Source organism: Pseudobacter ginsenosidimutans (assembly GCF_007970185.1).
In the GTDB taxonomy this organism is placed as follows: Bacteria; Bacteroidota; Bacteroidia; order Chitinophagales; family Chitinophagaceae; genus Pseudobacter; species Pseudobacter ginsenosidimutans.
The window spans coordinates 935,336-960,878 of the sequence record NZ_CP042431.1 but is presented as its reverse complement, the minus strand read 5'-3'; the positions used below and the strand labels follow the sequence as shown (position 1 = coordinate 960,878).

Genomic DNA, 25,543 nt, shown 5'->3' with positions numbered 1-25,543 from the left:
TGATTCTCCATGCCTTAAAATCACAGGTTTGTGGTATTGTACAAGAGTCGATGGATCAACAATTTTGTTTTCGCGGAAGGATATTTTTCGACGATAATATACACAAAAAGCAATATTCAGCTCTAAAAACTGTAAAAATGAAATGGTATTTCCTGTTTGTTCTTTTGGGTCTTACTATTGATCACGCTGTTGGTCAAACGAAGACCTATGATATTGTCACTTACGAGTCCCTTACAGGGTGGAAGGAGAAAAAAAGCGAATCCAATATTTTATATTCAAAGATCGAAGGCAGCAATTGGGCTCAGATTGCTATCTACAGGCATACTGCTTCATCGGGTGATGCACAAACCGATTTCGATAAAGACTGGCAGGAACTGATCGCAAAGCCATTCCAACTCAAAACAGCCATGAATAAATCCGCACAGGAAATGCCCGGGGGATGGAAGATGATAAGCGGGTCAGGAGTGTGGCAGCACAATGGTGCCAACGTGGCCACTGTATTGACCACTTTTTCCAATAAACAGGTTTGCGTGAGTGTGCTCTGCAATGCCACTGCCAAACCTTTTCTTGATGAGTTTGCTCAGTTCATAGCTACAATGGGAACCACTTACAATACCAGCCAGCCTGTATCCCAAAGCAGTGAGGCAGCACAACAACAAAGCATCACATCTTCAAAACCATTGAACACAGTTTATAAGTTCAATGAAACGAAATTCGATGATGGCTGGATTTCAACAATTCAACAGGATTGGGTGGAAGTAGCAAAAGGGAGTATGAAAGTACTCATTCACTACCCGAATGAAAAAACGGTATTTCCTGCAGACCCTCAGATATTGACCAACACTGTTTGGGATATTTTGATAAAGCCGAGATTCAAAGACTTGAAAAATTACAAGACCAGTTATGTGCAGGATTATAGCCGGCCATACTTTGGAACAGGCCATGCCACTGAGATCCAGAGTGGACGGCAGTATTTTGTAGTGTTATTCAGAAGAGGGAATGGATGGCTGGAGGTTTTGTCGCCCGATAATCAAACGTTTGTCCAGGAGTTTGGATTCGATCCCGAATCGATCCGTTGGGCCGTTATGAATTATTCAGGAGGTTATGTTGTCAACAATAGTCAGGGGCAAATGGTGAAGGCAGATGCAGAAGTTTTTGATAAACTGGATAAGATGTCCAACTACAATAAATTTGCTGTGGCATTATCCGATCTCAACAATACAGGAGAATGGAATTCGCATTTTGCCAGTAATTCATTTTACTACAATAGTAATACTGGTAATTACGCAGGCATGAGTACGATTACGAGTTCTGAGTGGTTCGTATTCGGGAAAGGGCAAACCTATACCTGGAATTTGGTAGGCGCCAATTCTGGTATGGGTCAAACCGGTGTAGTGCAGGTCAAAGGAAAGGGAAGTCTTAAATCCCTGAACAACTGGCAGTTGTTCTTCTCTGATATTTCAGGGAAACCGAAAACCTGCGATGTATATTTTTCTGCTATGAAAAATGGTCGTGTGCTTTTCATGAACGATGCGAATTATCCCGGATCCGGAATATTTACAGGATTCAAAAGAAAGAACTGAGCACCTGTTTGTTCATCAAAGAATAGGAGTGGGCTTGCTGTTCTCGTCCAGGGCCACGAATGTAATGATACCGCTTACCACTTTCTCTCTTCCATCCTGGTGCAGGTGTTCCAGGAAAACATCCACCTGGATCTGGATACTCGTATTGCCAACCTTATGAACATTGCCAACCAGTTCTACCATGGTGCCTGCAGGAATAGGTTTTTTGAAGTCTATTTGTCCACTGCTTACCATCACAAAAGTTTTCCTCGAGAATCTTGTGGCGGTCATGAAAGCAGTTTCTGTCATCATCATGATCACCCGGCCACCAAACATGGTATTGTGATGATTCATTGTATCCGGGAACACGGCTTTGGTAACGCGCGTTTCGGCCTGTGCAATTCTTTCTTCGATTGTCATTGGTAAGTGGTTCTTATTTTCCGGAGCAAGTTACATCAATGCTATCAGAGAACTATATTATTCTTCGGACTGATCGGCGCCGGAAGCGATGACTCATCCAGCATATCGCGCATATCGATCTCGATCATGCGACTTATCTGTGTGATTGGAACATCATTGGCGCTGCCTTCGAAAGGGTTCACACTGCTTTCTCCTACCGTGTCGAGCGTATGGAAAGCCCAGGTAACGATGGTGGCAAAAGGAATGGTGAGCCAGATAGTGTATCCTTCCAGGAAACTACCATCGCCCAGTTTTTCCATTTCTTTCAACAATCCAAAGGGAGCCAATAATATAAAAATGAAAAGAAGATAAGTAGTGATGGAAGCGAAATTCCTGGGATAGGGAAAGTTTTTGATCCTTTCAGCTCTTCCCTGGTCGTCTGTGAGTTTGATGATGGATTGCTGCAATAAGTTCCACTGGAAATCATTGATCTCTCCTGCTGCTTTCATGCGGCCCAGTTCTTCGGATTGAATGGCGGTGAGCTGAGTTGCTTTGTTCTTTTTTGAAAGAATGTATTCCAGCTCATCTTCAGATAAATAAGCTTTCAGTTCATCTTCCATTTTGCTGTTTGCCTCGGGTACTGAATAATGGTTCTTGCGGAATTCGGCAAACCTTTCAGTTGTTTGATTTTCCCAGGTGCGTGGCTCCCTGAGCTGGAACCTCAATGCCGTAAGCCAGGCAAAATGCCGGTAGAATATTCTTTTGACGGCTATTGCATTTTTCCCTCCTGCATTGTCGCGAAGTGTGTATGCGAAGCTGCGACTGTCGTTGATGATAGAACCATAGATCTGTCTTGCTTCCCAGATCCTGTTGTAGCTGGCGTTGTTCTTGAAGCCAACAAGGAAGGCCACTGCCGTACCTACGATAGCGATCGGTTGCCAGGGTAATGCCAAAAATTTACATCCCAGTACGTACAGGATCGTTGGGATGGTAGACAGGATCAGCATCCACAGGATATCTTTCCTTGTCCAGATAGCAAACTCCAATGGCGTATAACGTCTTCCGGTATGCATGTATTGAAAAGGCTTCTGCTGAAAATACGAAATTAGAACGGATTCCGGTGAATAGGGTTTGTACAATTATCCTTCCAGGTTCTTCAACAGGTCAACAACTTCATCTCCGTATAATTTTGTGTAATGGTATTTGAGCGCCAGTTTGAAATTCCGGATCGCTTCTTCCTTGTTACCTGTTTCCATAAAAATGATCCCCCTGTATTTGTAAGCATAGGCATTTCCTTTATGCATTTCAAGTGAATGGTTGATCAGTTCCAAACCCTTTGAAATTTCTCCTGATCGGTAAAGGACAAAGCCCAGGTTATCTACAGGGAATGCATTGAGTGGATTGGCGGCAATAGCTCTTTCGTAAAAAGGGATCGCTTCCTGGTATTTTTCCTGTTGCTGAAGACTAAAACCAAGATTGTTCAGCGCATGATCGTCATCGGGATGATCTTCGATCATTGCTCGATACAATTTCAGTGCATCTTCGTGTCTTCCCATCTCAGCATAAGTGAATGCCAGATCTGCTTTGGACTGTTGGTCCGGCAGCTCCATGTACAGATCCACGGCTATAGGAAGTGCATTATTGAAATCACGCATCCAGATATGGCAATCCATTTTCAATTTCCTGAAACTATAATTGCGTTGATCAAGCCCCAGCGCTATTTTGCAAATGGAAAGGCATTCTTCAAACCTGCTATAAACAGCGAGAGCAACCCCTGAGGAATACAAGCTGCGGAGTTCTTTGTCCTTTTTTTGTTTTTCCATTATTAGTTTTTCCCAGAAAGAATAATCCTTTTTCCTGTGGACGGGAATCGGAGGGAAAAGCTTTTCAGGTGGGTTAGCAGATAAATGTCCTGCAATATCTTCATAAGTGATCCCGGCCCTGAGGAATGCATCAGTTACCGGGCCGTTGACGCTGAGTAATGCAAGCAACAGATGCACGCTACTGATTGTTTTAGCACCAAACGAAACCGCGATCATCTCCGCATGTTGCATTACGTGTTTGCTCATTTCTGAAAGTGACATCGCTATAGTTGCGTTCCCTGCCCCATTTGAAGGATAATCATGCTGTAGCCTGCTTGTCAATTCTTCTGCATCTGGTCCCTGGCAAAATTCACTTGCCTGGTTGGGGGTACGGAGCATGGCCACATGAATATGGTCATGTTCAATAAGCGAATGATTGAAACGATTGGCCAGAATACAGGCCTCTTCAAGAATAGACTGAATATTATTCAGTCCTGTTTGGCTTTGGGAATAAGGCATATTGCAGGTTGACCGGTTTTCAGATAGTTGCAAGAAAAGTAAAAAATCTTAATTTACAGATTACTGGTAAAACCTTTACATGAATCTTATGATGGGATTGTGTTGAAGAAAACTATTCAACAAGAAAAACTACAGGCCGGGGCTGCCGGCAAAAAATAGCGCTGCTCTCGCAACGCTATTTTTATGGAATAATATAAAAAGATCAAAAACGGATGGCCAGCTTCCCGATGGTTTTACCGCTTTCAAGTTGCTGATGCGCCTGCCTGATATTGGCTGCGCTCAATCCCTCCAAAGTCTCGTTCAGCGTGCTTTTCAGAGTTCCATTATCCAGTAGTTCGGCTACTTTGTTGAGGATATGGTGTTGTTCTATCATATCCTCTGTTTGAAAGGTTGATCTTGTAAACATGGATTCCCAGAAGAAAGCAACACTTTTCGTTTTCAGTTTGATGAGTGCCACGGGCGTTTGCGAACCGGTGATGGAAGCGATGCTGCCCTGTGGTTTGATCAACTCGGCCATAGCATCCCAATAACCGTTGGTATCAACGAGATCGAGAATGAAGTCCACTTGTTGAAAACCTGCTTTACGAACTTCATTCACCAGGTCTTTATGGTTCACTACATGATCAGCCCCCTGCTGTTTCGCCCATGCAGTGGTTTCGGGGCGGCTGGCAGTAGTGATCACTGTGAGTCCTGCAATTTTCTTTGCCAGTTGAATGGCGATGCTGCCTACGCCTCCGGCGCCACCGATGATGAGGATGGATTTTCCCTTGTCTTTTTCATTGATACGAATGCGATGGAAAAGCAGCTCCCATGCAGTGAGGGAAGTGAGCGGCATCACTGCTGCTTCGGTATTGCTGAGCGATGCGGGCTTTCTGCCCACGATGCGTTCGTCTATCAGTTGGAACTCTGCATTGCTGCCGGGTTTGTTGATGTCTCCCGCATAAAAGACCTTATCGCCGGGCTTAAAGAGAGTGACTGCATCCCCCACTGCTTCCACTACACCGGCGGCATCGAAGCCGATCACTTTGGGGATGTCCAGCACTTTGTCTTTTGCCGAATTCTGCCGCACTTTGAAGTCGACCGGGTTCACGGAAATGGCTGCTATCTTCACCAGCAGGTCATGACCTGCCGGAACTGGTTTGTCTGTTTCGAAATCAATAAAGCTCTCTGCTTCACTGATGGGTAACGATGTTTTAAATCCTATTGCTTTCATTATACAATTCGTTTTTCGGGTGAATACCTGTTGCCTGTAACGCAGACCAGAGATAAATTGTTCATCACTTTTCCAACCTTGTATTTTTCTTCATACCGTTCTCAGCTCAATGCATCATGAAAAATAATACCCATACTGTACCGTTCTCCGGAATGCAGGGGACTGACGCCATGTTTCATATTCACACGGTAGAATCCTTTTGAGCCGCGCACAGGTCTGAAGCTGGTAGTAAAAATAACCATATCGCCTTTATCAGGGGAGAGAACATTTGCCTTTGATTGTGCGCGGGGGATCTGCTCCGTGATCACAAATTCTCCACCGGTGAAATCCCGCCCTGCCTGATTGAGTACGAACAGAATCTGTATAGGAAAATAAATATCGCCATACAGATCCTGGTGCAATGTATTGAAACCATCTTTCCCATATTTCAGGATCAATGGCGTGGGATGAAGCTGCTGGTTCTGGTGGCATTGGCTGATCATCTCTGCATGTGTGCGGGGAAATTGTTTTTCTATTCCTGCTTCGCGCATCCATTGATTGGCAACGGGAGCAATATGCTGGTATACCTGTTCTCTGAATGTTTGAACGAGTGAAGGCAGTGGGTAACTGAAATATTTATACTCGCCCAATCCGAAACGATATCGTTCCATTAATATCGTTTTGCGATAGCAGCTGGCAGTGGAATAATTTTGGATCAACCCGTTACATTCATCATCATTCAAAACATTCTTCACTGTTACAAATCCTTTTCTGTGTAAATCCTCCCTGATAATGTTCCAGTCCAGTGCACCCAGTCTGTTTGCAATAGATTCCATATGATCTGTTTTGATCAAATGTAAGAGGATGGAACAGGCGGGGCCACCTGATTCTTGCTGATCCGGCAAGGAAGATGGGGTCAGCGTTTTCTGTCATACCTGCCCATCAGTATGCCCTCTCCGAGTATATGGTTAACGATGGAAGAAGAGAGATCGCCTTTGGTGGAAACTTCGGGTAGGTCAAGATCTGTATCGAGTGCAAAAAGATAGAAGAAATAGCGATGCTCTTTGTCGGGTGGACAGGGGCCCGTGTAGCCTGTTTTGCCGGAGCTGTTCATGCCACTGATGCCTGGCCGGCTGTTCTCCTTGATGATATCCGTTGGCGCGATATTCCAAACGATCCAGTGAGCATAGATGCCCATTGGCGCATCAGGGTCTTCGAAGATCAGTGCGAGTGTTTTGGTGCCTTCAGGCAGTAATCCGATAGTGAGTGGTGGATTGGTGTTTTCTCCATCGCAGGTGAATTTATCCGGGATGAGGCCTCCGTGTTCAAAAGCTGTGCTGGTAAGGCTGATAGAAGCTGTTGCCATATCTGTTAGTTTGAATTATTGAATGAGCAGCCATCCGCGCAGGTTGCCGTTGTCAACATAGGCAAAGCCATTGAACCTGGCTTTTACGGGAAGGGTGGATGGCGGATTGCTTGTAACAATTGCAGATCCCGCAAGGGGTGCAAACAATAACGGAGCGGGCTTTGGGTTTGAAATGGTTTCTATATTCCGTTCAAGTGAAGTAACAGCGCTTACAGGGATCAATCCTTCCGATCTGTCTGGCAGTTGCACTTTGTAATAAGCGCCGGTAACTGCTGTAACAACAAGGTACGTGCTTTTGTCCAGAACAGGACCGTTTGTTTTGGCGCCCGTAGTGGTCAGCAGCGATTGCCTTGAACTTGTCCGCGCAGTTTTTCCCAGCCATGCAGCATTACCGGTGATTGCAGCAGGTTTGGCTGTTTCTTTTCTTACATAATAGATCGGATTTACTGCCCCGGCATTTCCATAGATACCGAAATGAAGATGTGGTGGAGTATTGATGGCATTACCGGTATTACCGAGCAAACCGACAGTATCGCCTGTACTTACCCGTTGTCCGGCTTCCACCAATTGTGAATCGAGATGCGCATAGTAGAGCGTAATGTCTTTTCCTGAAGGCCGGAGCCAGACTGTTTTGCCTCCGAGTCCTCCTTCACGGACGGAGGTGATCCTTCCTTCTGATGCGGCGAGAATAGGTGTGCCTCTTTTCCCGAAGATGTCGATGCCTTCATGAAGGCGTGCGCCAGCATCCCGCTGATCACCCCAGATGCTGCCAATATGATTATTGCCGCTGCCAGAAACAGGGAATGCCAGTGATGGGCCGGCAGTAATTTCTAAATCATAAGAAAGCGGCGCCAGTAATTCGGATTGCAAGCGAAGGATCAGTGAAATGTCAGAGCCGGCTTCATAGCCAAGCTTTCCTGTAGAATCGGCATAGTCCAGTAATTCCAGACCATTGTTCCTGCGGCCGGGCCCCCAGAGCTCGATGAATATTTTTCCGTAAGGGTTGGATCGTCCACTCACGTTGATGGATAGCCGTTGTCCCTGTTTCAGATCGATCCTGTATCCGAATGCCAGTGGATTGTCCGGGCTGAAGAATCCTGTTTCGCGGAAGGGAAGCTGAATATGCAGTGGAGATGAGAGGCTTTTTGCTGCGGCTTCAAACCAGCGGGCGCCCATGGCGCTGCTGTCGAGTCCCATTCTTTTAGCCTGTCTGCATAAGATTCCTGCGGACTCTTACCGGATGCGAGCATATTGCTTTTACAGGCGGAAAGTATCCAGCAAAGAGGGAGGTAACAGATCATTGCTATGATAATCCTTATAGCCATAAAAATTCCGGTACAAACCTGATGCCTGCTGTAGTTCCGGAATATGGCATTGCCTGAGTAAACAGTTCTACAGAATTGAAGGCCTAAAAAGATCAAACCCGCTGCAGAAGCAACGGGCTTGTTTTTTCAAGGCCTACTACAAAGGATCTTCAATGATTTACTGATGCATATTGCGTTACTGTTTCGTATTCGGATAGCCGAATGCCATCTTTTTGCATTTTGATACTCATGGGGCCGGGCACAACAATGTATTTGAAAACATAATCCTTCACGGTTGTGCTGGCGAGAGATGGCAGCGTACCACTATGTTGATTGGGAGTGAAATAGAAATGCACCCTGATTTTCCCTTTGCTGTATTCGAAGGAAAAATTGTAATTGTGTGAGATGCTTTCCAGCCGGAAGGGCAGTGAGATAAAACTGCCATCATCGGAGGGATTGAAGTACACCTGCACCAATCCATTCTTTACAATTTCTTCGGTGATCTCCGGCGCAGGAATGTCTGTGTATTTGGTGGAATGGAATATTGAACTGCCGGAATGTTTGCCTGAGTAGTTGCCCGGATATGTCCAATTATTATTGGTGACGTTGATTGTTCCTGCATTCATGTTGGTATTCTGTCCCGGTTGCTGTGGGCTTTCGTCGCCTTTCTTACAGGCGGACAATGCAAAAAAGATCAGCATCATTGCAGGCAGGAGGATACCTGGCAACCATGCACGGGGACTATGCTTCATGGCGGTGTTGTTGTGGGCGCAAATTTACCGGCTTCAGGATTGCGGGACAATAACACGAAGTGGTAGATTTTTTTCCGACTGCTCTTTTGTGGGCCTTGGGGATTTCGGAGGTCCTGACCTTTTCAGGGGCACCCGTCTTCCACCGGGAGTTGTTGTTGTTGGTATTACTCTGGGTGGAGTAGTTCTGAAGGGCCTCGCTTTGCGGGGGGATTTCCAGAATGCCAGGTCTGCCCGGAGCTCGAATGAAATAGAGTAAGAACGGAACCTGTTGTCCAGGCCAATAATAGCTGGTCTGTAAAACAATCCAAAATTCACCGGGTCCGCCAATCTTCCTTCTATGCCAAAGGTCAATCCGAGACTGGCATCGCTTTCTTTCAAAACAATTTTTTCGTAATTGAGAGGTTGTCTGAAATGAAGATTGTAGTAATTGATACCGCCCACAAGTTGTAAATGATCAATGGGGGCATAATGCACCATTGCATCGATGCCCATCGTTTTTACAATAGGTTCCCTGGTGGTTCCCGCTGCATAATTACCCCAGGGGGCAAGTTGGATTTGTATCAGAGAGGCATTAAGCGAATATTTGAAAGCATTGACCCGATAAAAGACTCCCGCTCCGAGGCCATTAAAACCTGTGAGGGCTTCGGGTTTTTTGTAGTAGTAATCGAAGTACCGGATATTGTTCAGCCAGGGCACGTAAATGCTCATACCAATTTCTTTTTGTTCCAGCGAAAACCGGTTCTGTGCATGAGCGATGCTAACGGTCAGGAACAGCCACAAAGAGAGAATGAATTTCATAAGGAGGTTGCCCGGGTTTTTCTCCTGACAAACCAATCCGGCAAAACGCAGCATTATTGGTTCTTTTCATCAAAATAAGTCCTTTTGCTCTTCATGGCTTTCTGCCAGCCGGAAGAGAAAACAGCTTGCTGTTGTTTTACCATATCTTCCAATCTGCGGGCAACAGACAATTGTACTGCGGCGGGAAGATTGTAGAAAGCTTTGTCTACCGTGGTATTCCGCTCATTCTGTTCCAGGGAGTTCTGATGGCGTACGCCGATCTTTTCGCCTTTGTAGAACACCATGCATTTCACACGGCCATCGCTGGTGCCGTTGGTGGCGGCGGTTCCGTATACGATAACGGGATCGGTGAGCCCATCTTTATCCAGGTCTTCAAAAGCGATGTACTGGTTCCAGAACCAGATATTGGATTCATGCTGGTCTTTCTGTAATATGTAATCGCTCATATCCCATACTTTACTGAACTGGCCGCTGGATTCCTGCTTCAGGTTCACGGCCCTGATCCTGAAATGGAATGTGTCTTTAGATGGAATAATGGAATCCCTGCTTTCTGTGAGCACACAGTAGTAGGAGCCTGATTTGTCAGTGTACCGGTAAACGTTATTGACGGGGTACTGAATGCGGAAGAGCTGTTTCAGACTGTCTGTGAGCCAGGAGGTTTGAGCAGCGGGCATGATCTCGCTGTTCACCTGTGATTGTGCTGCCATTTGACAGGCAGCCAATAGTGTTAGCAAAAGGCAAATCTTTTTCATCGCAAGCTGGTTTAGGTTGATGAGAATAGAGTGGGATTGCCTGGTATGTAAACGTTGCACTATAAAGTTACGAAGCTGCCGTAAGATTGTCAATGGGTCAGAGAACGAGTTGTGCGTGCAGTTTCTGCAGGGTTATCAGCGGGTCTTTGGAAAGGCCGGGATGTACTTTTGATGATTGAATTACAGTGCTTCTGGTGGCGGTTAGCCAGCGGAAGCGGCTGGGCATATCCAGTTTGGCGATGGGGCCGGCGGCGGGGTTGCCAAGGCTGATCTGCTCAAAAGCCTGCAAATGCGCCTGCACTTCTTCGATATCCAGCTTGGGGGCAAAGGTGAGCAAGCGATTGGTATCGATGGTGATGATGGTCTGCAGGAAGCGCAGGTCTTTGCAATACAGGATCACGCCTGTATTGAGGAACTCCTCACGTTCCACTCTCGGTACTATGCGGAGTACCGCGTACTCAAATAAGTATGCTTCTTGCATGCTGCGCTTCTTTTACAAATATTTCCGATGAGGCCAAACGGGTGATAAGAAAATTATAATACACTTCGCGGATCTGTTGGGGTGGTTCTCCTGAGCTCCAGGTATTGAGCCAGTCGTCCGGCAACAGGTTCACGATGCTCCTGATCTTTTCCGGAGTAAGCAATTCCCGGAGTGAAGCATTCACTTTTTCCAGTTCCGATGCAAAAGGTAGCAGTACATGGTCTTTCACCATGGCAAAAGGTTTCTTTGCCTGTTCTTCCCACTGTTGCCAGGAATGATGGAAATAGAGGGAAGCGCCATGATCGATCAGCCAGAGCTCTTTGTTCCAGATCAGCATATTGGTATTGCGTGCTGTTCTGTCTACATTGGTGAGCAGGCAGTCCATCCACACGATCTTCGATGCCAGTATGGGATCAACAAAGTTCACTACCGGATCGAAGGTGATGGCGCCCTGAAGGTAATGCAGCCCCAGATTCAATCCTGTACTGGATTTCAGCAAGTCCTGTATCTCTTCATCCGGTTCGGTCCGGCCAAAGGCGCTGTCCAGCGTAGCGAAAACCAGTTCAGGGATTTTCAAGCCCAGTATTCTGGAAATTTCTCCGCCGATCAGTTCCGCCACAAGGGCTTTCACGCCCTGTCCTGCTCCACGGAATTTGAGTACGTACAGGAAGCCATCATCTGCTTCGGCGATGGCCGGCAGTGATCCTCCTTCGCGCAGAGGTGTAACATAACGAGTCACCCGCACAGTTCTCAGACTGGTTTCACTTGCATGCATAGTGGAAATTGAGCCGCTAAATTAACAATTATTCACCGAGTACTATCCTTTGTGTTTTTTTACTGCCAGCGGTATAGAGGCTGAGCAGGTAAGTGCCTTTGGCAAACTGCTGCAGATTCAGTTTATGCTGCGTTCCGCTGGTATTACGCTGCAGAAGCATTCTTCCGGATATATCGGAAAGCTCTATCCGCCGGATATCTTCTGAGCTTCTGATGAAGAGTGATCCATTCACCACGGGATTGGGGAATACATGGATATTCAAACCAGCATCACTGGCCTGGATACTGCGGATCAATGATCTTTCAGAATGACCATTTATATCAGTAATGAGTAAGCGATAATAATTCATACCGTTGCTCAGCACCGGATCGGTGAACTGATAGTTCAGCAGGCTCTGACTATTGCCGGCAGCCGCTACAATGCCGATGGGAATGAACAATACGCCATCGGTGCTTTTTTCGATGGTGAACTGTTTGCTGTTCAGTTCCTGTGATGTTTGCCATTGCAATAATCCTGTATTGTTGCGACGGGTAGCAGTGAAAGAACTAAGTGTTACAGGCAATGGTTCATTCTGACCGGGCCCGCCGCCGTTGATCCAGAATTCGGAGAAATGGTTCACGGTATATTCGGCATAGTAACCGTTATCGTAAGGCACCACAGTAACCTGCGATGGTGGAATGAATTGATAAAGACCGGATGTATTGTCTGCCAGTGTTCCATTTTCTTCTGATACATTGCCGCTGTATTGTGTGATGCCTATCAGGTATGGATCTGCGGGTTTGGTGCAGGTTGCGCAATTAGAGGCGTTGACAAGGTCTTTGGCTTCCGTATGGGTAAAATAAAAACGGACCAGTACATTGGATGTGGGTGCAGTAGTTGAATTGATCACGATATTCCTGTCGAGGTAATATTGCTGACTGTTATACCTGATGGGTGGAGGGTTCAGAAATAACTTGACGGTGGTGCTGCCGAGATCCTGGCCCTGTGGATTGATGGATACGATCCGGTTGTTGCCAACGTTGAAGTGGATCCAGTCGTTCCCGCTTACAGGCTGTGTGATGCCGGCAGGAATACTCGTGCCGGTGTACACTGCGGCTTTGTCGAAAATATGGATATCATCGATACCAACACCTTCATAATTTGTACCAGCGTCTGATTTCATTGCAAACCGAAGCCGGATACGGCCGCTTGTAACTGGCAAATTTAAGCTTGCAACATGCCAGTTGGGCATTGGTCTTGCGAAGGCCTGGAATCCTGAATGATTGTACCAGTTGGTTCCCTGGTTAAACCCTCCCATTTTTGCCCAGGTCTTATCATCTGTTGAATATTCCACCCAATGATTATCACAATCACAGGATTCTTCTACCCGGAAAATGTGACTGAAGGACAGCACAGGCTGTGCCATACCGGTCAGGTTGATGCAAGGCGAATACAGGTAGGAGTATTCGGAATTATTGTATGGAGTGGTAAGGCCCGTAACCCACGCGCTGTTGCCATTTGCGGCGCGGTTGATCATGGCTTTGTTGGGTGTTCCGTATTGCCAGCTTGAATTCACTCCTCCTGTGAACCAGTATCCGTCATTGGTTTCGAAGTCCTGCAAATATGGGAAGCTGTTGATCTCCGGTGCAGTGGTAAAGCTGAAGCTCGCGAGGCTATCGTTGTTCACAAAATCGTCGCCCGCCATATGTACCCACGCACGGATGGTGTATTGCTGGAATGCAGACAGGTCAACAGGTACAGCAAACTGATGTTGTACCAGTTCGTTGGCTGCCATGTTGATGAATTCTTTCACTACTGTTCCATTGAGCTCATAAGCCACTTCTACATTGGATTGCGCAATATTGCTGTAGTTCTTCAATTCAACTGTGATGATCTCGGCCGGTCCTGGCGTACAAATGGATGGGACAGGAGGGTTGATAATGGCGCGCACGCCAACATCGTTGCCAGGTCTTGTCAGTTTGATATCATCGTAAGAGATACCATCTTCAAATGTATTATTGGGAGATATGGTGTTGAAAGAAGTAATTCCCTGTTGCCCCAATCTCACCTGGAAGCTGCTGCTGATTGTTTGTGCAGGTGAGGCATTGGCCAATACTTCCGTGATGTTCACGGAAGGTGCCGGTTTGTAAATTCCAATTTCATCCAGTGTTGCGGGAAGCGTGAAAACAGGGATCCAGGTTGCATTGTCGTTGCCACGGATCCAAACTTTATTGTTCGGATAATTTATATCGATCCCCTGATTCCTGTAAAAGAAATCAAGCCAGATCTGATCTGAGGAGTTGTATTGAGAGAGATTGAATGTGAGTGTAACGCTATCAGTATAGGCAGGCGTTTTGTATCTGGCCTGATCCAGTAACAAAGCATGGTTGCCTGTTCTGGCAAATCCTCCATCAGCTATCCGGCCTCTGCCATTGGGGTTATTGAGTCCGAAATCTGCTCTGTTCAAGCCATCGAGCCCAAAGGTCTTTTTCAAATAAGTTTGCGGCGTGGCGGATTCAAATCCTTCCACAAAGTCCGGAGCCAGGGTGATAGGAGGGTTGGGCAGGTGTCTGATCAATGTTTGCAAGGTATCATTCTTTCTGTATGGGTCTGCTGCCAGTCTTACCCAGGTCTTGATCTGGTAATCACCAGGCACATTGAAGTTGATAACAGGTGTAAAATTGAAAGTGATCAATCCGTTGGCATTGATTGTGGCCAGTGTGTTCACTTTATAAGGCGTTCCTCCATTGATCTGGTAGCCCATTTCGTAACTGGTTCCACTAATTGTTACAGCGCCTCTGTTCCTGACACGTACGCGCAAGCCCTGGGCCGCCGGCTGGGAGCTGGTAAATTCGCGTCCGCTGGCAGGAAGGAGGAGCAGCTCAACTGTCAGATCATTATTGAATCCTGCACCACAGCTGCCAATATTGGGTTGGAGGCTGGCCGCTACGGATGGCCTCCCGGGCATGCCATTGATCCGGGCACGTACTGCGATCCAGTAAATGCTGTCGCGGGATAATCCTTCCAGCAGGTAGCTATTGGCGTTAGTATTGCCAATCACCTGCATGGTGTCCCCGGCCAGCCATAGGATCTCATAGCTGTCTGCATCCACCACAGGATCCCAGTTCACCTGTAAGTATTGCGGGCAGGGAGCTGCCAGACTGATCACCGGTTGTCCCAAAACAGTGAATGGGCGTTCACTCGTTGCCGTTGTACCATCTACATTCCTGGTAACCCTCACAAGCGCTTGCCTGGCTGCAATGGGAGGAGCAGTCCAGTTGTAAAACCTGTCTGTGGCAGGAACATTGTTAGCGATAGTGTTCCAGCTTGAGCCGTTATCTGCGGAATATTCAATGGTGAATGGATTGGAGCTGTTATCATATGCAGACCAGCGGATCTGTTCTGCTTCTCCGGGCACCATTGTTTCGCCGCCTGCAGGATAATCAACATGGATCACGGGTTGCAATACCTGGTACACTACCACATATTGCTGCGGACCCGAAGGAACATTCGTGCCGGTGATGGTGATGTTGACATTTCCCGCAGGTGGGGTATGCATTACCACCTGTTCTATATTATTGAGGTTATCCGTTCCCTCTTCTGCGTCTTCCATTACATGTGCCGGATCTGGATTGAGGATGAGGGGCCGATGAGTAACCGCATTGGCTCCTGTGACGGTGAGGTCGAGATTGTTGACCAGTGCCGTAGTGGCTGCCGGTGAAGCTGCAGGATCCACCCAATACAACATCACTTTCAGCTGCGATACGCCTGCCGGTAATGACAGGATAGTGTGCGTGGAGCTGGTACCGTTAGTAACCGATCCTGTGAAGTACTGGTTCTGTTCCATCATTTCGATACTTGTTCTGGCATTCAGTTTGCCGAAACCCCAGAAAAAATCAGGGCCAGGATTGCCCATATCATCTGCACCATTGCAGGCCAGTGCTTTGATCAATGCCCCGGAGGGATTGGCGCCGCCATGCAATTGCCGGTATCGTTCATAGAGCAATGCCAGTGAACCGGTAACAGCGGGTGCGCTCATACTGGTACCGGAAATGATGCCGTAGGTATTGTTCTGTCCGCAAGACATAATATTGATGCCGCCTGCCATGATCTCCGGTTTGAGACGTCCGTCTTTTACGGGTCCCCTGCTGCTGCCGTCTCCTATAAGATCGTTGCTGTTGTTATACTGGCCTACCACCAATGCGTTCTTACTGCTCTGAAAGCCTGCTCTGACTGTGGCGTAGGAAGGAGGGTATACTCCACAGGTAAGGGTGCCGTCATTGCCCGATGCAAATACATGCAGGAGGGAAGGATTATTCACCATTTGCACATCTATATAGTTGGATAGTGCATCGTAGGTACCCGTGCCATCGCAACCGGGTGTACTGGAATGATAGGAATTGTTGGTAAGCACCATGCCGTACTGGCTGATGTATTGCGGGGTGCGCACCAATATATCACTGAAATATTCTGCTACAATGCCTGCCCTGGGCGCCATGCCTTTGTATTTGGGATTGAGAAGGCCACCGCCAGCCATGGTCCCCTGCGTGTGAATTCCGTGTCCGGAAGCAATGGCAGCATTATTGTTCACCAGCCTGCCTGTGAAATCAAGGTGCGTTGGGTCGCCCTGATCTCCAATGCCCAGCATAACACCTTTACCCTGGAGGTTGCGGCCGGAAGGAGCCGCCAGCGAGCTGATATTGTTGGAACTCCGGCTGAGATAATTGAGCGGAATATCTTTTAGCGCTTGCGCATATACGTAAGTAACGAATGGAATCCTGGCTATCCGGTGCAGGACAGCAGTATCTGCCTGTACAAAAATGGTATTCCCGGGTTGGACCGGATAATCCCTGAGCTTCGCGCCCGCGTCCAGTAAGTTTTGCAGTACATCTTCCCTGCTGAGGTCCGCAGCATAATGAACGGCCACTGCCTCATCCGTGCCCAATGTTTTCACTTCCAGGGATGGCGATACCTTCACAGATTCATCCGGAAAGAACACACCATTCACGGCAAAAGGCTTTAATGCTGAAAGCTCCAGCTCTGCAGGTAATTCCGCAAAGAAGCCATTGCCTGGTATATAATCGAAAAGCTTTACACCCTTCCTCAGCAATTCCTGCTTTTGTTGAAAATCTGGTAACCGGCTGAATCGCAGCAATACATAATTCCTGTTCCTGAACTGCATCCGCTGGCGTTGCTCAGGACTGAGCCTGGCTGCCTGGATATTCTGTTCATCTGAAAAAACGGCCGTCCGCATGCGCAAATTCGCCTGCCTTTCCTGTGAAAAAGCAAACAGTTGAGCAAGCACAATTGCAGTCAGTAATAAGGTTAATCGCTTCATTGCCGGATATTTAGGGATATTGGGAAACTAACAGGCGTTAAGATAAACATTTTCCGCAATAAGGCTCACTGGAAGCCGTACAAACCTGCCTGAAAAACTAACGAACGTTCCGGATTGGGAGTAAAGAAAAAATGAATAGTCCACTAAAATAGTAGAAATAATTTTTTCCGGTTGGGGCAATCCGATTATCTTTGTTACATAAGCAGTATAATTATGCTATTCACTCCACATATTATTAATAGCTGTTGTTGTTGTAACGCCTGTTTCAACTGTTGATACTGCACGCTTCTCCACCCGTAATTTTTCCTAATAGGTTTCATTAGAACTTGATGCAAATATGAACGTAACAATACCAGATTATCTTCAGGAATTAGTCTACTACTCAGGTAGATTAAATATGCTGGAATTCCTGCAGCTGTTGGTGCAGCGCTTTCCCGGTCAGGTCACTTTCTCTACCAGTTTCAGTGTTGAAGACCAGGTGATAGCCCATGAGATACTGCACAATCAATTGCCGGTGGAGCTGTTCACACTTGATACCGGCAGGCTTTTTCCGGAAACTTATTCCACCTGGAACAGTACCAATAGCAGGTATCACACACAGATCAAGGCATACTACCCGGATTACCGGAACCTGGAGGGATTCATAACGGAGAAAGGCCCCAATGCATTTTATGAATCAGTGGAGAACAGGAAACAGTGCTGCTTTATTCGCAAAGTGGAACCACTGAAACGTGCGCTGCAGGGCAATGCCATCTGGGTCACAGGCCTTCGCGCAGAACATTCTCCCGAACGCACCGGCCATCAGCTGGTGGAATGGGATGCAGGAAATAATATAGTGAAGTACAATCCGATCCTTCACTGGACCACGGAAGACGTACGGAAATATATAGATGAAAACAACGTCCCCTACAATGTGCTGCACGACAAAGGCTTTGTGAGCATCGGTTGTGCGCCCTGTACAAGAGCCATTCGTCCCGGTGAGGATTTCCGCGCCGGAAGATGGTGGTGGGAAGACGTGAGTAAGAAAGAATGCGGACTGCATGTGAGCAACGCATAGAAAACCCAGCCCGGCACCCACCGGCAACATTTTAATTAACAACAATTGTGAGTATGCCCAGGTTAGATTATTTAGATCATTTGGAATCGGAAGCCATCCACATTTTCCGCGAAGTGGCTGGACAATTCGAGAAGCCGGCATTATTGTTTTCAGGTGGTAAGGATTCCATCACATTGGTGCACCTGGCATTGAAAGCATTCCGCCCCGGTAAATTCCCCTTTCCCCTCGTACACATCGATACCGGCCACAACTTTCCCGAGGCTTTGGAATTCAGGGATGCACTGGCCAGTGAGATCGGAGAGAAACTGATCGTAAGAAAAGTGGAAGACACTATCAAGGCCCGTCACCTTACTGAGCCCAAAGGAAAATTCGCCAGCCGCAATGCCCTTCAGACCTATACTTTGCTGGACACGATCGAAGAATTCAAGTTCGATGCATGCATCGGTGGCGCAAGAAGGGATGAAGAAAAAGCAAGGGCCAAGGAAAGGATTTTTTCTGTTCGTGATGAATTCGGACAATGGGACCCAAAACGCCAGCGCCCTGAGCTCTGGAATATTTTCAATGGCCGCATCCACAAAGGGGAGAATGTACGCGTGTTTCCCATCAGCAACTGGACTGAACTGGATGTGTGGAACTATATCCGCCGCGAAAAGATCGCGCTGCCTTCCATCTACTTTGCGCACGACCGTAAAGTGATCGAGCACGAAGGACAACTGGTGGCACTGTCTGATTTCATTCAGCTGGAAGACACTGATACGGTGCTCACCAAACAGGTCCGCTACCGTACAGTGGGCGATATGACCTGCACCGCAGCCGTGGAATCATCCGCCAATAACCTGGATGATATCATCCGTGAGATCACTGCCACCAAAACCAGCGAGCGCGGTGAAACCCGCATAGACGACAAAGTATCCGAAGCAGCAATGGAAGACAGGAAGAAAAACGGGTACTTCTAACTAATAACTATAACCGAATAAAGATATAGTAATGGACCTATTGCGATTTATAACAGCCGGCAGCGTAGATGATGGGAAAAGTACCCTCATCGGCAGACTGCTGTACGACAGCAAGAGCATTATGATCGATCAGCTTGAAGCCATCGAAAAGCAGAGTAAGAACAAGGAAGACGGAGAGATCGACCTGGCGCTCCTGACTGATGGCCTGCGCGCAGAACGCGAACAGGGCATCACCATCGATGTGGCATACAAATACTTTTCAACTCCCAACCGGAAGTTCATCATCGCGGATGCACCCGGGCATATCCAGTATACGCGCAATATGGTCACAGGCGCATCCAATGCAGACCTGGCCATCATTCTCATCGATGCGCGTAATGGCGTGGTGGAACAAACAAGAAGACATTCCATCATCGCGTCACTGCTGGGCATTCCGCATATTGTGGTGGCGGTGAACAAAATGGACATGGTGGATTACAGCCAGGATGTATACAACAATATTCTGATAGACTATGCGCATGTAGCGCAAACACTGGGATTGAAGAATATCAATTATATCCCGCTGAGCGCTTTGCTTGGAGACAATATAGTGGAGAAGTCGGATAAGATGAACTGGTACGAAGGCCCCTCACTTTTACAGTTTTTGGAAGATGTAAAAGTGGAGGACGATATCGATCTCAGCCAGTCGAGATTCCCAGTGCAGTACGTGATCCGTCCTCAGACCGATGACCTGCACGATTACCGTGGCTATGCCGGTAAGATCATCAGCGGCATTTACCGTAAAGGCGATAAAGTGACCGTGTTCCCATCCGGAATATCAAGCACCATCAGGTCCATTGAACTCGGCGGCAAAGAAGTGGAAGAAGCATTTGCTCCGCAGAGTGTGATCCTGCACCTGGAAGATGATGTGGACGTGAGCCGGGGTGATGTGATAGCGCTGAGCGATAACGCTCCCAAAACAGAACAGGAACTGGAAGTGCTGCTCTGCTGGATGGACAATAAGCCTTTGATACCAGGTAATAAATATTTATTGCAGATCAACAGCAGGCTGGTGCGTGCTGCTGTTCGGGAGATAGAATACAAACTGGATGTAAACACCCTGCAGCAGGAAGCCAATCCAACGCAGGCTGTGCTGAACGATGTGATCAGGGCCACCATCAAAACCGCGAGCCCTGTATCATTTGATACATACAGCCAGCTCCGTGTGAATGGCGGCGCCATCCTGATAGACGAGACCAGCCATGTTACTGTTGGTGCCTGCATGATACAGTGATCACTTTTAAACACAACCAAAACATGAGTGCGAACAAATTTGTACAGGAACTGTACCAGCTGAAACTGAAGAACACACAGGTATTCCCTGATAAAGTGATTACTGAGCAATTCATCGATCAGCTCTTTGCACTGCTGTTCGTTCCCCGTTCCGGCAGGCAGCAAACCATCGTTGAATTCCAGAATGAGTACGAATCCCTGAAAAGCCACCTGAGCACGCTGGTGTATGATGTGGTGCACGACGGGAACCGTACGCAGTCCATCACCGACAAATTCTTTGACGAGTTGCCCTCGCTGCATGAACTGCTCCTGAAAGACGCAGCAGCCATCACTGCTTATGATCCCGCAGCAGAGAGCTTTGAAGAAGTGATCGTTGCCTATCCGGGTTTCTTTGCCATTGCGGTCTACCGCTTTGCGCACCAGCTCTGGGAACAACAGGTGAAGATCCTGCCAAGGCTGTTTACGGAATATGCACACGGGAAAACGGGGATCGATATCCACCCCGGCGCGGCGATCGGAGAATCCTTCTTCATTGACCACGGAACAGGCATCGTGATCGGAGAAACCACTGTGATCGGCAATAATGTCCGCATATACCAGGGCGTTACATTAGGCGCATTGAGCGGAACAAAAGAAAAAGCGGCAGGTAAACGTCACCCCAGCATCGAAGACAATGTGATCATCTATTCCGGCGCCACCATCCTGGGCGGCGAAACTGTGATCGGGAAGAACAGCACCATCGGCGGAAACGTATGGATCACCTATTCCGTTCCTGCCGGCTCACTGGTCTATCACAAGAGCGAAGTAGTAGCCAAAAAAGATTTCTCTTTTACGGATGCAGTAAATGGTATCCTGGGCAGGCGCGATAGTGCAGCCGTGTAAAGAACAGCAATCAAAGGGCACTGCTTTTTTTGTGCTCTATTAATCTACTAAAAAAGTAGACAATATGCCAAACCAACCCATAACAACAGGAAAAGTGATCATCGCCGGAGCAGGTCCGGGTGATCCTGAATTACTCACCGTGAAAGCCCTCCGCGCGCTGCAACAGGCAGACGTGGTGCTGGCAGACAGGCTGGTCAGCGAACAGGTACTGGTTGAATATGTAAGATCAGGAGCCGAGATCATTCCCGTAGGAAAGCAATGCCGCCGGGGCGCCAGCACACCGCAGGAGATCATCAATGAGCTGATGCTGGAACATGCTTCAGCAGGTAAGCTGGTAGTACGTTTGAAAGGAGGCGATGTAAGCATTTTCTCCAACGTACTGGATGAACTGCAGGTATTGAAAGATGCCGGTATTCCCTACGAGATCATTCCCGGAGTTACTGCTGCACTGGGAGCCGCTGCTTATGCCGGTATTCCGCTTACGGCGCGTCAGTACAGCACGGCCGTTCGCTTTCTCACTTTCTACAGGAATGAAGTGATCGACGAAAATTACTGGAAAGAACTGGCCGCCACTGACGACACGCTCGTGTTCTACATGAGCTCTGAAACACTGGATGGCGTGGTGAGTAACCTGGTGAAGAATGGTATCAGTGCAGACAAGCTGCTGGCCGTTGTTGAACAAGCCACCACTCCGCTGCAAAATGTACAGGTAACTAACCTGTACGATTATGCGCAGAACTGGCAGAACAAGAGTTTTGTGAGCCCGGCGCTGGTGATCATCGGAAAGGTAGTGGCACTGCATGAGCAGTTTGCCTGGATCGCCAATAGTCATTCCAGCGAATCATATTTTAAACCAGTAGCCAAATTGTTTACAGCGTCAACAGTTGTTGCTACAGAAAAAGCGAATCAACATGTTAGTAGAGCCTAAACTGAAAACACTGCTGGAGCTGGTGAAAACATCCTCCCGTGAAGAGCTGGTGTGGATGAACGGCTACCTGGCTGGGCTGCTGGAACGTCCTGCTACCCCGGTTACCGTCGAGGCTGCCGTACAACAGGCCGCCAATATTATCCAGCAACCATTGGCTGCACCGGCTGCAGCTCCGGCCAAACCTGCCGTGCAAAAGATCACACTCGCTTATGGTACTGAAACCGGAAACAGCAAAAAGCTGGCAACCGATTTTGCAGGCCAGGCCAAGAAAGCCGGCATCAATGCAAAACTGGTAAGCCTGGATCAATACCGATTGAACGATCTTTCCAAAGAAGAATATTTCTTTGCGATCATCAGTACCCAGGGCGATGGAGAACCTCCTGCCACAGCTAAAAAATTCTTCGATCATATCTACCAGAATGGAGCGAAGCTGCAAATGAAATTTGGCGTGCTGGCCCTTGGCGACACTTCTTACCCGCTCTATTGCAAGGCAGGGGAAGATGTGGATGCACAATTGCAGAAACTCGGCGGACAGCGCATCGTTCCATTGCAAAAATGCGATACAGATTATGAGTCCGATGCCGGAAGCTGGTTCAATGCCGTATTGCAAACACTCAGCACCGGCGGCGCACAAACCGCTCCCCAGATAGCTGCAGTGCCCGCTGCTCCTGTTCGTAAGAGCAGTCACAAAAAACTTTATTCCGGTACTGTGCTCAGTTCTGTGAACCTCAACGATCGTGGTTCTTCCAAGGAAACTTATCACATAGAAATAGGCGTGGAGGAAGATGTGGATTACCTGCCCGGCGACAGCATCGGCATCATACCGGAAAATCCTGCTGCTACCGTGGCGGCCATTCTCAATCTCACAGGCATCGATCCAAAGCTCATCGTCAATTTCCGCAATGAACCGCTGCCTGTAGAACAATTGCTTCGCACACGCCTCAATATCATTTACCTCCCCGAGCGCGTAGTGAACCAGTATGCAAAACTGGTACAACAGGATATTCCCGCTACCCGCATCGGTTTGCTGGACCTGCTGAAGATCTATCCTGTCAGGGATGCCGCACAGTTCGAAGAAGTGGTGGCCCTGCTGGAGCCCATCACCCCAAGATTGTATTCCATTTCCTCTGCTCCGGCTGCTCATGACCGTGAGGTACATCTCACTGTGGCAAGGGATACCTTCTATGTGAATGACGAATGCAAATACGGGCTCTGCTCCAACTACCTGGCGCAGCAAGCCGAAAATGGCGAATTCGATTTCTATGTGCATCGCAATAATCAGTTCAGATTGCCTGAAACAGATACTGATGTGATCATGATCGGGCCGGGAACCGGAATCGCACCGTTCCGCTCCTTTCTCTGGGAACGTGATGCAACAGGTGGCGATGGCCGCAACTGGTTATTCTTTGGTGAACAGCATTTTGTCAGCGACTTCCTCTATCAGACGGAAATCCAGAACTGGTTGCAAACAGGCACACTCCATAAATTGAGTGTCGCTTTCTCGAGAGACCAGCAATATAAAATATATGTGCAGCACCGCATCCTGGAAGAGGGCAGGGAACTCTGGAAATGGATCGAAAAAGGCGCGTGGATCTATCTCTGCGGTACCCGGGATCCCATGAGTACGGATGTGGAATACGCTATCCTGCAGGTGATAGAAAGATTCGGAGGCAAAGGCAGCAGGGATGCCATCAATTACCTGGAAGACATGAAAGCCGCTGGCAGATTTTTGAAAGATGTTTACTAAACTATTATGAGCACAAGCAACCAAAATAATCTCTCTCCGGTAGAACGGATCAAACAAAAAAGTGATGCACTGCGCGGCACGCTTAAACAAAGTATTCAGGATAATGCAACCGGCGCACTGCGTGAAGATGATCAAAGCCTGATGAAATTCCACGGCATGTACCAGCAGGACGATCGCGATCGCCGCGAAGAACGTTCCGCCAAAAAACTGGAATGGCTTTACTCATACATGATCCGCCTGAGGCTGCCCGGAGGATTCCTTACTCCGCAACAATGGGAAGGGCTGCATCATATTGCCGGCGATCATTCCACCGGTGTGATAAAGATCACCACAAGACAGACCGTGCAGTTGCATGGGATCCTCAAATCACATGTGAAGCCAACCATCAAGGCATTCAATACCATGCAGCTGGATTCCATTGCCGCCTGCGGCGATGTGAACAGGAACGTGGTCTGCAATGCGCATCCAAGGCAATCCGCATTACATGAAGAGATCTTCAGGTATGCAGACAAGATCAGCAAACTGGCATTGCCGAAAACACGCGCCTACTACGAAGTTTGGCTGGATGAACAACCGATCCTCAATAAGGAGGAAGAAGCAGATCCTCTGTACCAGGACAGGTACCTGCCGCGCAAATTCAAGATCGGCATCGCTATCCCGCCATATAATGATGTGGATGTGTTCAGTAATGATATCGGACTGATCGCAATAGTGGAAAACGATAAACTGACCGGTTTCAATATTGCTGCCGGCGGCGGTCTCAGCACCACGCATGGTAATCCCAATACCTACGCCAGACTGGCCACTGTACTGGGTTTTGTGGCAGGTGAAGAGAACACGCTCAAGGCAGTTTATGAGATCATCACCATACAACGTGATTTCGGCAACCGTAGTGACCGCAAACAGGCCCGCCTCAAATACACACTCGACAAAATGGGTGTTCCTGAGTTCAAGGCCGAACTGGAAAAGCGTTGCGGATTTGCACTCGAACCTGAAAAGCCTTACCAGTTCACACAAAGGCGCGATGATTACGGATGGTACCAGAACCATGAAGGCAAATGGAATTACACGGTATTCACCGAGAATGGCCGTGTACTCGATGACGATAAACTGGCTATCAAAACTGCATTGCTGGAAGTAGCAAAGACCGGGGCAGCCAATTTCCGGTTTACCTGCAACCAGAATGTGATACTCAGTGATATCCTTCCTGAGAACAGGCAACAGGTGGAGGATATCCTGATCAGGTTCGGCCTTATTGCACATACAGACAATGCTGGCGCTGTGCGCAAGAGTGCCATCGCTTGTGTGGCATTCAACACCTGTCCGTTAGCGTTAGCTGAAGCACAGCGCTATCTGCCCACCCTCATCACCAAACTGGAGCCTGTACTGCAGAAACATGGACTGGCTGATGATGAGATCTCCCTTCGCATGACCGGTTGCCCCAATGGATGCGGAAGGCCCTATGCTGCTGAGATCGGATTGATCGGAACGGCTTATGGTCAATACAACCTGCATATCGGGGGAGACAGGTTTGGTTATCGTTTAAACAAAAAATATAAAGAAAACCTGGACGAGCCTGCAATTCTGAGTGAGCTGGATAATTTGCTGGGTACCTACAGCCAGCAAAGGTATAGCGGGGAAACTTTCGGAGATTTTGCTATCAGGAACAATTGGGTTTAAAT

General features: G+C 47.9%; 21 protein-coding genes. 8 read left to right on the top strand and 13 right to left on the bottom strand.

Annotation, left to right across the window (positions count from 1 at the left end; all coding sequences use genetic code 11):
* Positions 1 to 137: 137 nt before the first annotated feature.
* Entirely contained in the window at positions 138 to 1,583 is a 1,446-nt protein-coding gene (locus tag FSB84_RS03715) for a hypothetical protein (protein WP_130542839.1), read from the top strand.
* A 15-nt stretch (positions 1,584 to 1,598) separates the two neighbouring features.
* On the opposite strand, the gene FSB84_RS03710 is transcribed toward FSB84_RS03715, so the two are convergent.
* The 13 genes from FSB84_RS03710 to FSB84_RS03650 form a co-directional block, all read right to left on the bottom strand.
* Positions 1,599 to 1,982, bottom strand: coding sequence for an acyl-CoA thioesterase (locus tag FSB84_RS03710; protein WP_130542840.1), 384 nt, complete (start codon positions 1,980 to 1,982; stop codon positions 1,599 to 1,601).
* A 44-nt stretch (positions 1,983 to 2,026) separates the two neighbouring features.
* Complete coding sequence (locus FSB84_RS03705; protein ID WP_130542841.1) at positions 2,027 to 3,034, bottom strand: bestrophin family protein; 1,008 nt, start codon at positions 3,032 to 3,034, stop codon at positions 2,027 to 2,029.
* Positions 3,035 to 3,100: 66 nt separating this feature from the next.
* The gene (locus tag FSB84_RS03700) at positions 3,101 to 4,282 is read right to left on the bottom strand and encodes a tetratricopeptide repeat protein (RefSeq protein ID WP_130542842.1); all 1,182 of its coding nucleotides are present in this window, start codon (positions 4,280 to 4,282) and stop codon (positions 3,101 to 3,103) included.
* A gap of 202 nt (positions 4,283 to 4,484) precedes the next feature.
* Entirely contained in the window at positions 4,485 to 5,495 is a 1,011-nt protein-coding gene (locus FSB84_RS03695; protein ID WP_130542843.1) for a zinc-binding alcohol dehydrogenase family protein, read from the bottom strand.
* A 101-nt stretch (positions 5,496 to 5,596) separates the two neighbouring features.
* Complete coding sequence (locus FSB84_RS03690; RefSeq protein ID WP_130542844.1) at positions 5,597 to 6,310, bottom strand: 2OG-Fe(II) oxygenase; 714 nt, start codon at positions 6,308 to 6,310, stop codon at positions 5,597 to 5,599.
* Between the two features lie 80 nt (positions 6,311 to 6,390).
* A complete protein-coding gene (locus FSB84_RS03685; RefSeq protein WP_130542845.1) occupies positions 6,391 to 6,840 on the bottom strand; it encodes a YbhB/YbcL family Raf kinase inhibitor-like protein in 450 nt (149 codons plus the stop codon).
* A 15-nt stretch (positions 6,841 to 6,855) separates the two neighbouring features.
* Positions 6,856 to 8,037: a M23 family metallopeptidase gene (locus tag FSB84_RS03680; protein ID WP_147122043.1), complete on the bottom strand. Its 1,182-nt coding sequence runs from the start codon at positions 8,035 to 8,037 to the stop codon at positions 6,856 to 6,858.
* A 277-nt stretch (positions 8,038 to 8,314) separates the two neighbouring features.
* Positions 8,315 to 8,896, bottom strand: a complete 582-nt coding sequence (locus tag FSB84_RS03675; RefSeq protein WP_130542847.1) for a hypothetical protein — start codon at positions 8,894 to 8,896, stop codon at positions 8,315 to 8,317.
* A gap of 33 nt (positions 8,897 to 8,929) precedes the next feature.
* Positions 8,930 to 9,694: a hypothetical protein gene (locus FSB84_RS03670; RefSeq protein WP_130542848.1), complete on the bottom strand. Its 765-nt coding sequence runs from the start codon at positions 9,692 to 9,694 to the stop codon at positions 8,930 to 8,932.
* A gap of 53 nt (positions 9,695 to 9,747) precedes the next feature.
* Positions 9,748 to 10,446, bottom strand: coding sequence for a M949_RS01915 family surface polysaccharide biosynthesis protein (locus FSB84_RS03665; protein WP_130542849.1), 699 nt, complete (start codon positions 10,444 to 10,446; stop codon positions 9,748 to 9,750).
* Positions 10,447 to 10,543: 97 nt separating this feature from the next.
* Positions 10,544 to 10,927, bottom strand: coding sequence for a DUF3037 domain-containing protein (locus FSB84_RS03660; RefSeq protein WP_130542850.1), 384 nt, complete (start codon positions 10,925 to 10,927; stop codon positions 10,544 to 10,546).
* Positions 10,905 to 11,702, bottom strand: a complete 798-nt coding sequence (locus FSB84_RS03655; protein WP_130542851.1) for a HipA family kinase — start codon at positions 11,700 to 11,702, stop codon at positions 10,905 to 10,907. Before FSB84_RS03655 ends, FSB84_RS03660 begins: the two co-directional genes overlap by 23 nt.
* Before the next feature lie 28 nt (positions 11,703 to 11,730).
* Entirely contained in the window at positions 11,731 to 17,019 is a 5,289-nt protein-coding gene (locus tag FSB84_RS03650; protein ID WP_130542852.1) for a S8 family serine peptidase, read from the bottom strand.
* A gap of 337 nt (positions 17,020 to 17,356) precedes the next feature.
* On the opposite strand from FSB84_RS03650, the gene FSB84_RS03645 reads away from it, so the two are divergent.
* From FSB84_RS03645 to cysI, 7 genes are all read left to right on the top strand, one after another.
* Complete coding sequence (locus FSB84_RS03645) at positions 17,357 to 18,076, top strand: phosphoadenylyl-sulfate reductase (RefSeq protein WP_130542853.1); 720 nt, start codon at positions 17,357 to 17,359, stop codon at positions 18,074 to 18,076.
* A gap of 53 nt (positions 18,077 to 18,129) precedes the next feature.
* Positions 18,130 to 19,032 carry a sulfate adenylyltransferase subunit CysD gene (cysD, locus tag FSB84_RS03640; protein ID WP_130542854.1) on the top strand — a complete coding sequence of 301 codons (903 nt, stop codon included), beginning with the start codon at positions 18,130 to 18,132 and terminating at the stop codon, positions 19,030 to 19,032.
* Between the two features lie 31 nt (positions 19,033 to 19,063).
* Positions 19,064 to 20,305: a sulfate adenylyltransferase subunit 1 gene (locus tag FSB84_RS03635; RefSeq protein WP_130542855.1), complete on the top strand. Its 1,242-nt coding sequence runs from the start codon at positions 19,064 to 19,066 to the stop codon at positions 20,303 to 20,305.
* A gap of 23 nt (positions 20,306 to 20,328) precedes the next feature.
* On the top strand, positions 20,329 to 21,186 hold the full coding sequence (gene epsC, locus FSB84_RS03630; protein WP_130542856.1) for a serine O-acetyltransferase EpsC: 858 nt from the start codon (positions 20,329 to 20,331) through the stop codon (positions 21,184 to 21,186).
* A 64-nt stretch (positions 21,187 to 21,250) separates the two neighbouring features.
* Positions 21,251 to 22,114 carry a uroporphyrinogen-III C-methyltransferase gene (cobA, locus tag FSB84_RS03625; RefSeq protein ID WP_130542857.1) on the top strand — a complete coding sequence of 288 codons (864 nt, stop codon included), beginning with the start codon at positions 21,251 to 21,253 and terminating at the stop codon, positions 22,112 to 22,114.
* A complete protein-coding gene (locus FSB84_RS03620; RefSeq protein WP_130542858.1) occupies positions 22,098 to 23,861 on the top strand; it encodes a diflavin oxidoreductase in 1,764 nt (587 codons plus the stop codon). The genes cobA and FSB84_RS03620 overlap by 17 nt, the downstream gene beginning before the upstream one ends.
* Before the next feature lie 6 nt (positions 23,862 to 23,867).
* Entirely contained in the window at positions 23,868 to 25,541 is a 1,674-nt protein-coding gene (cysI, locus tag FSB84_RS03615) for an assimilatory sulfite reductase (NADPH) hemoprotein subunit (RefSeq protein WP_130542859.1), read from the top strand.
* The last annotated feature ends 2 nt before the right edge of the window (positions 25,542 to 25,543 follow it).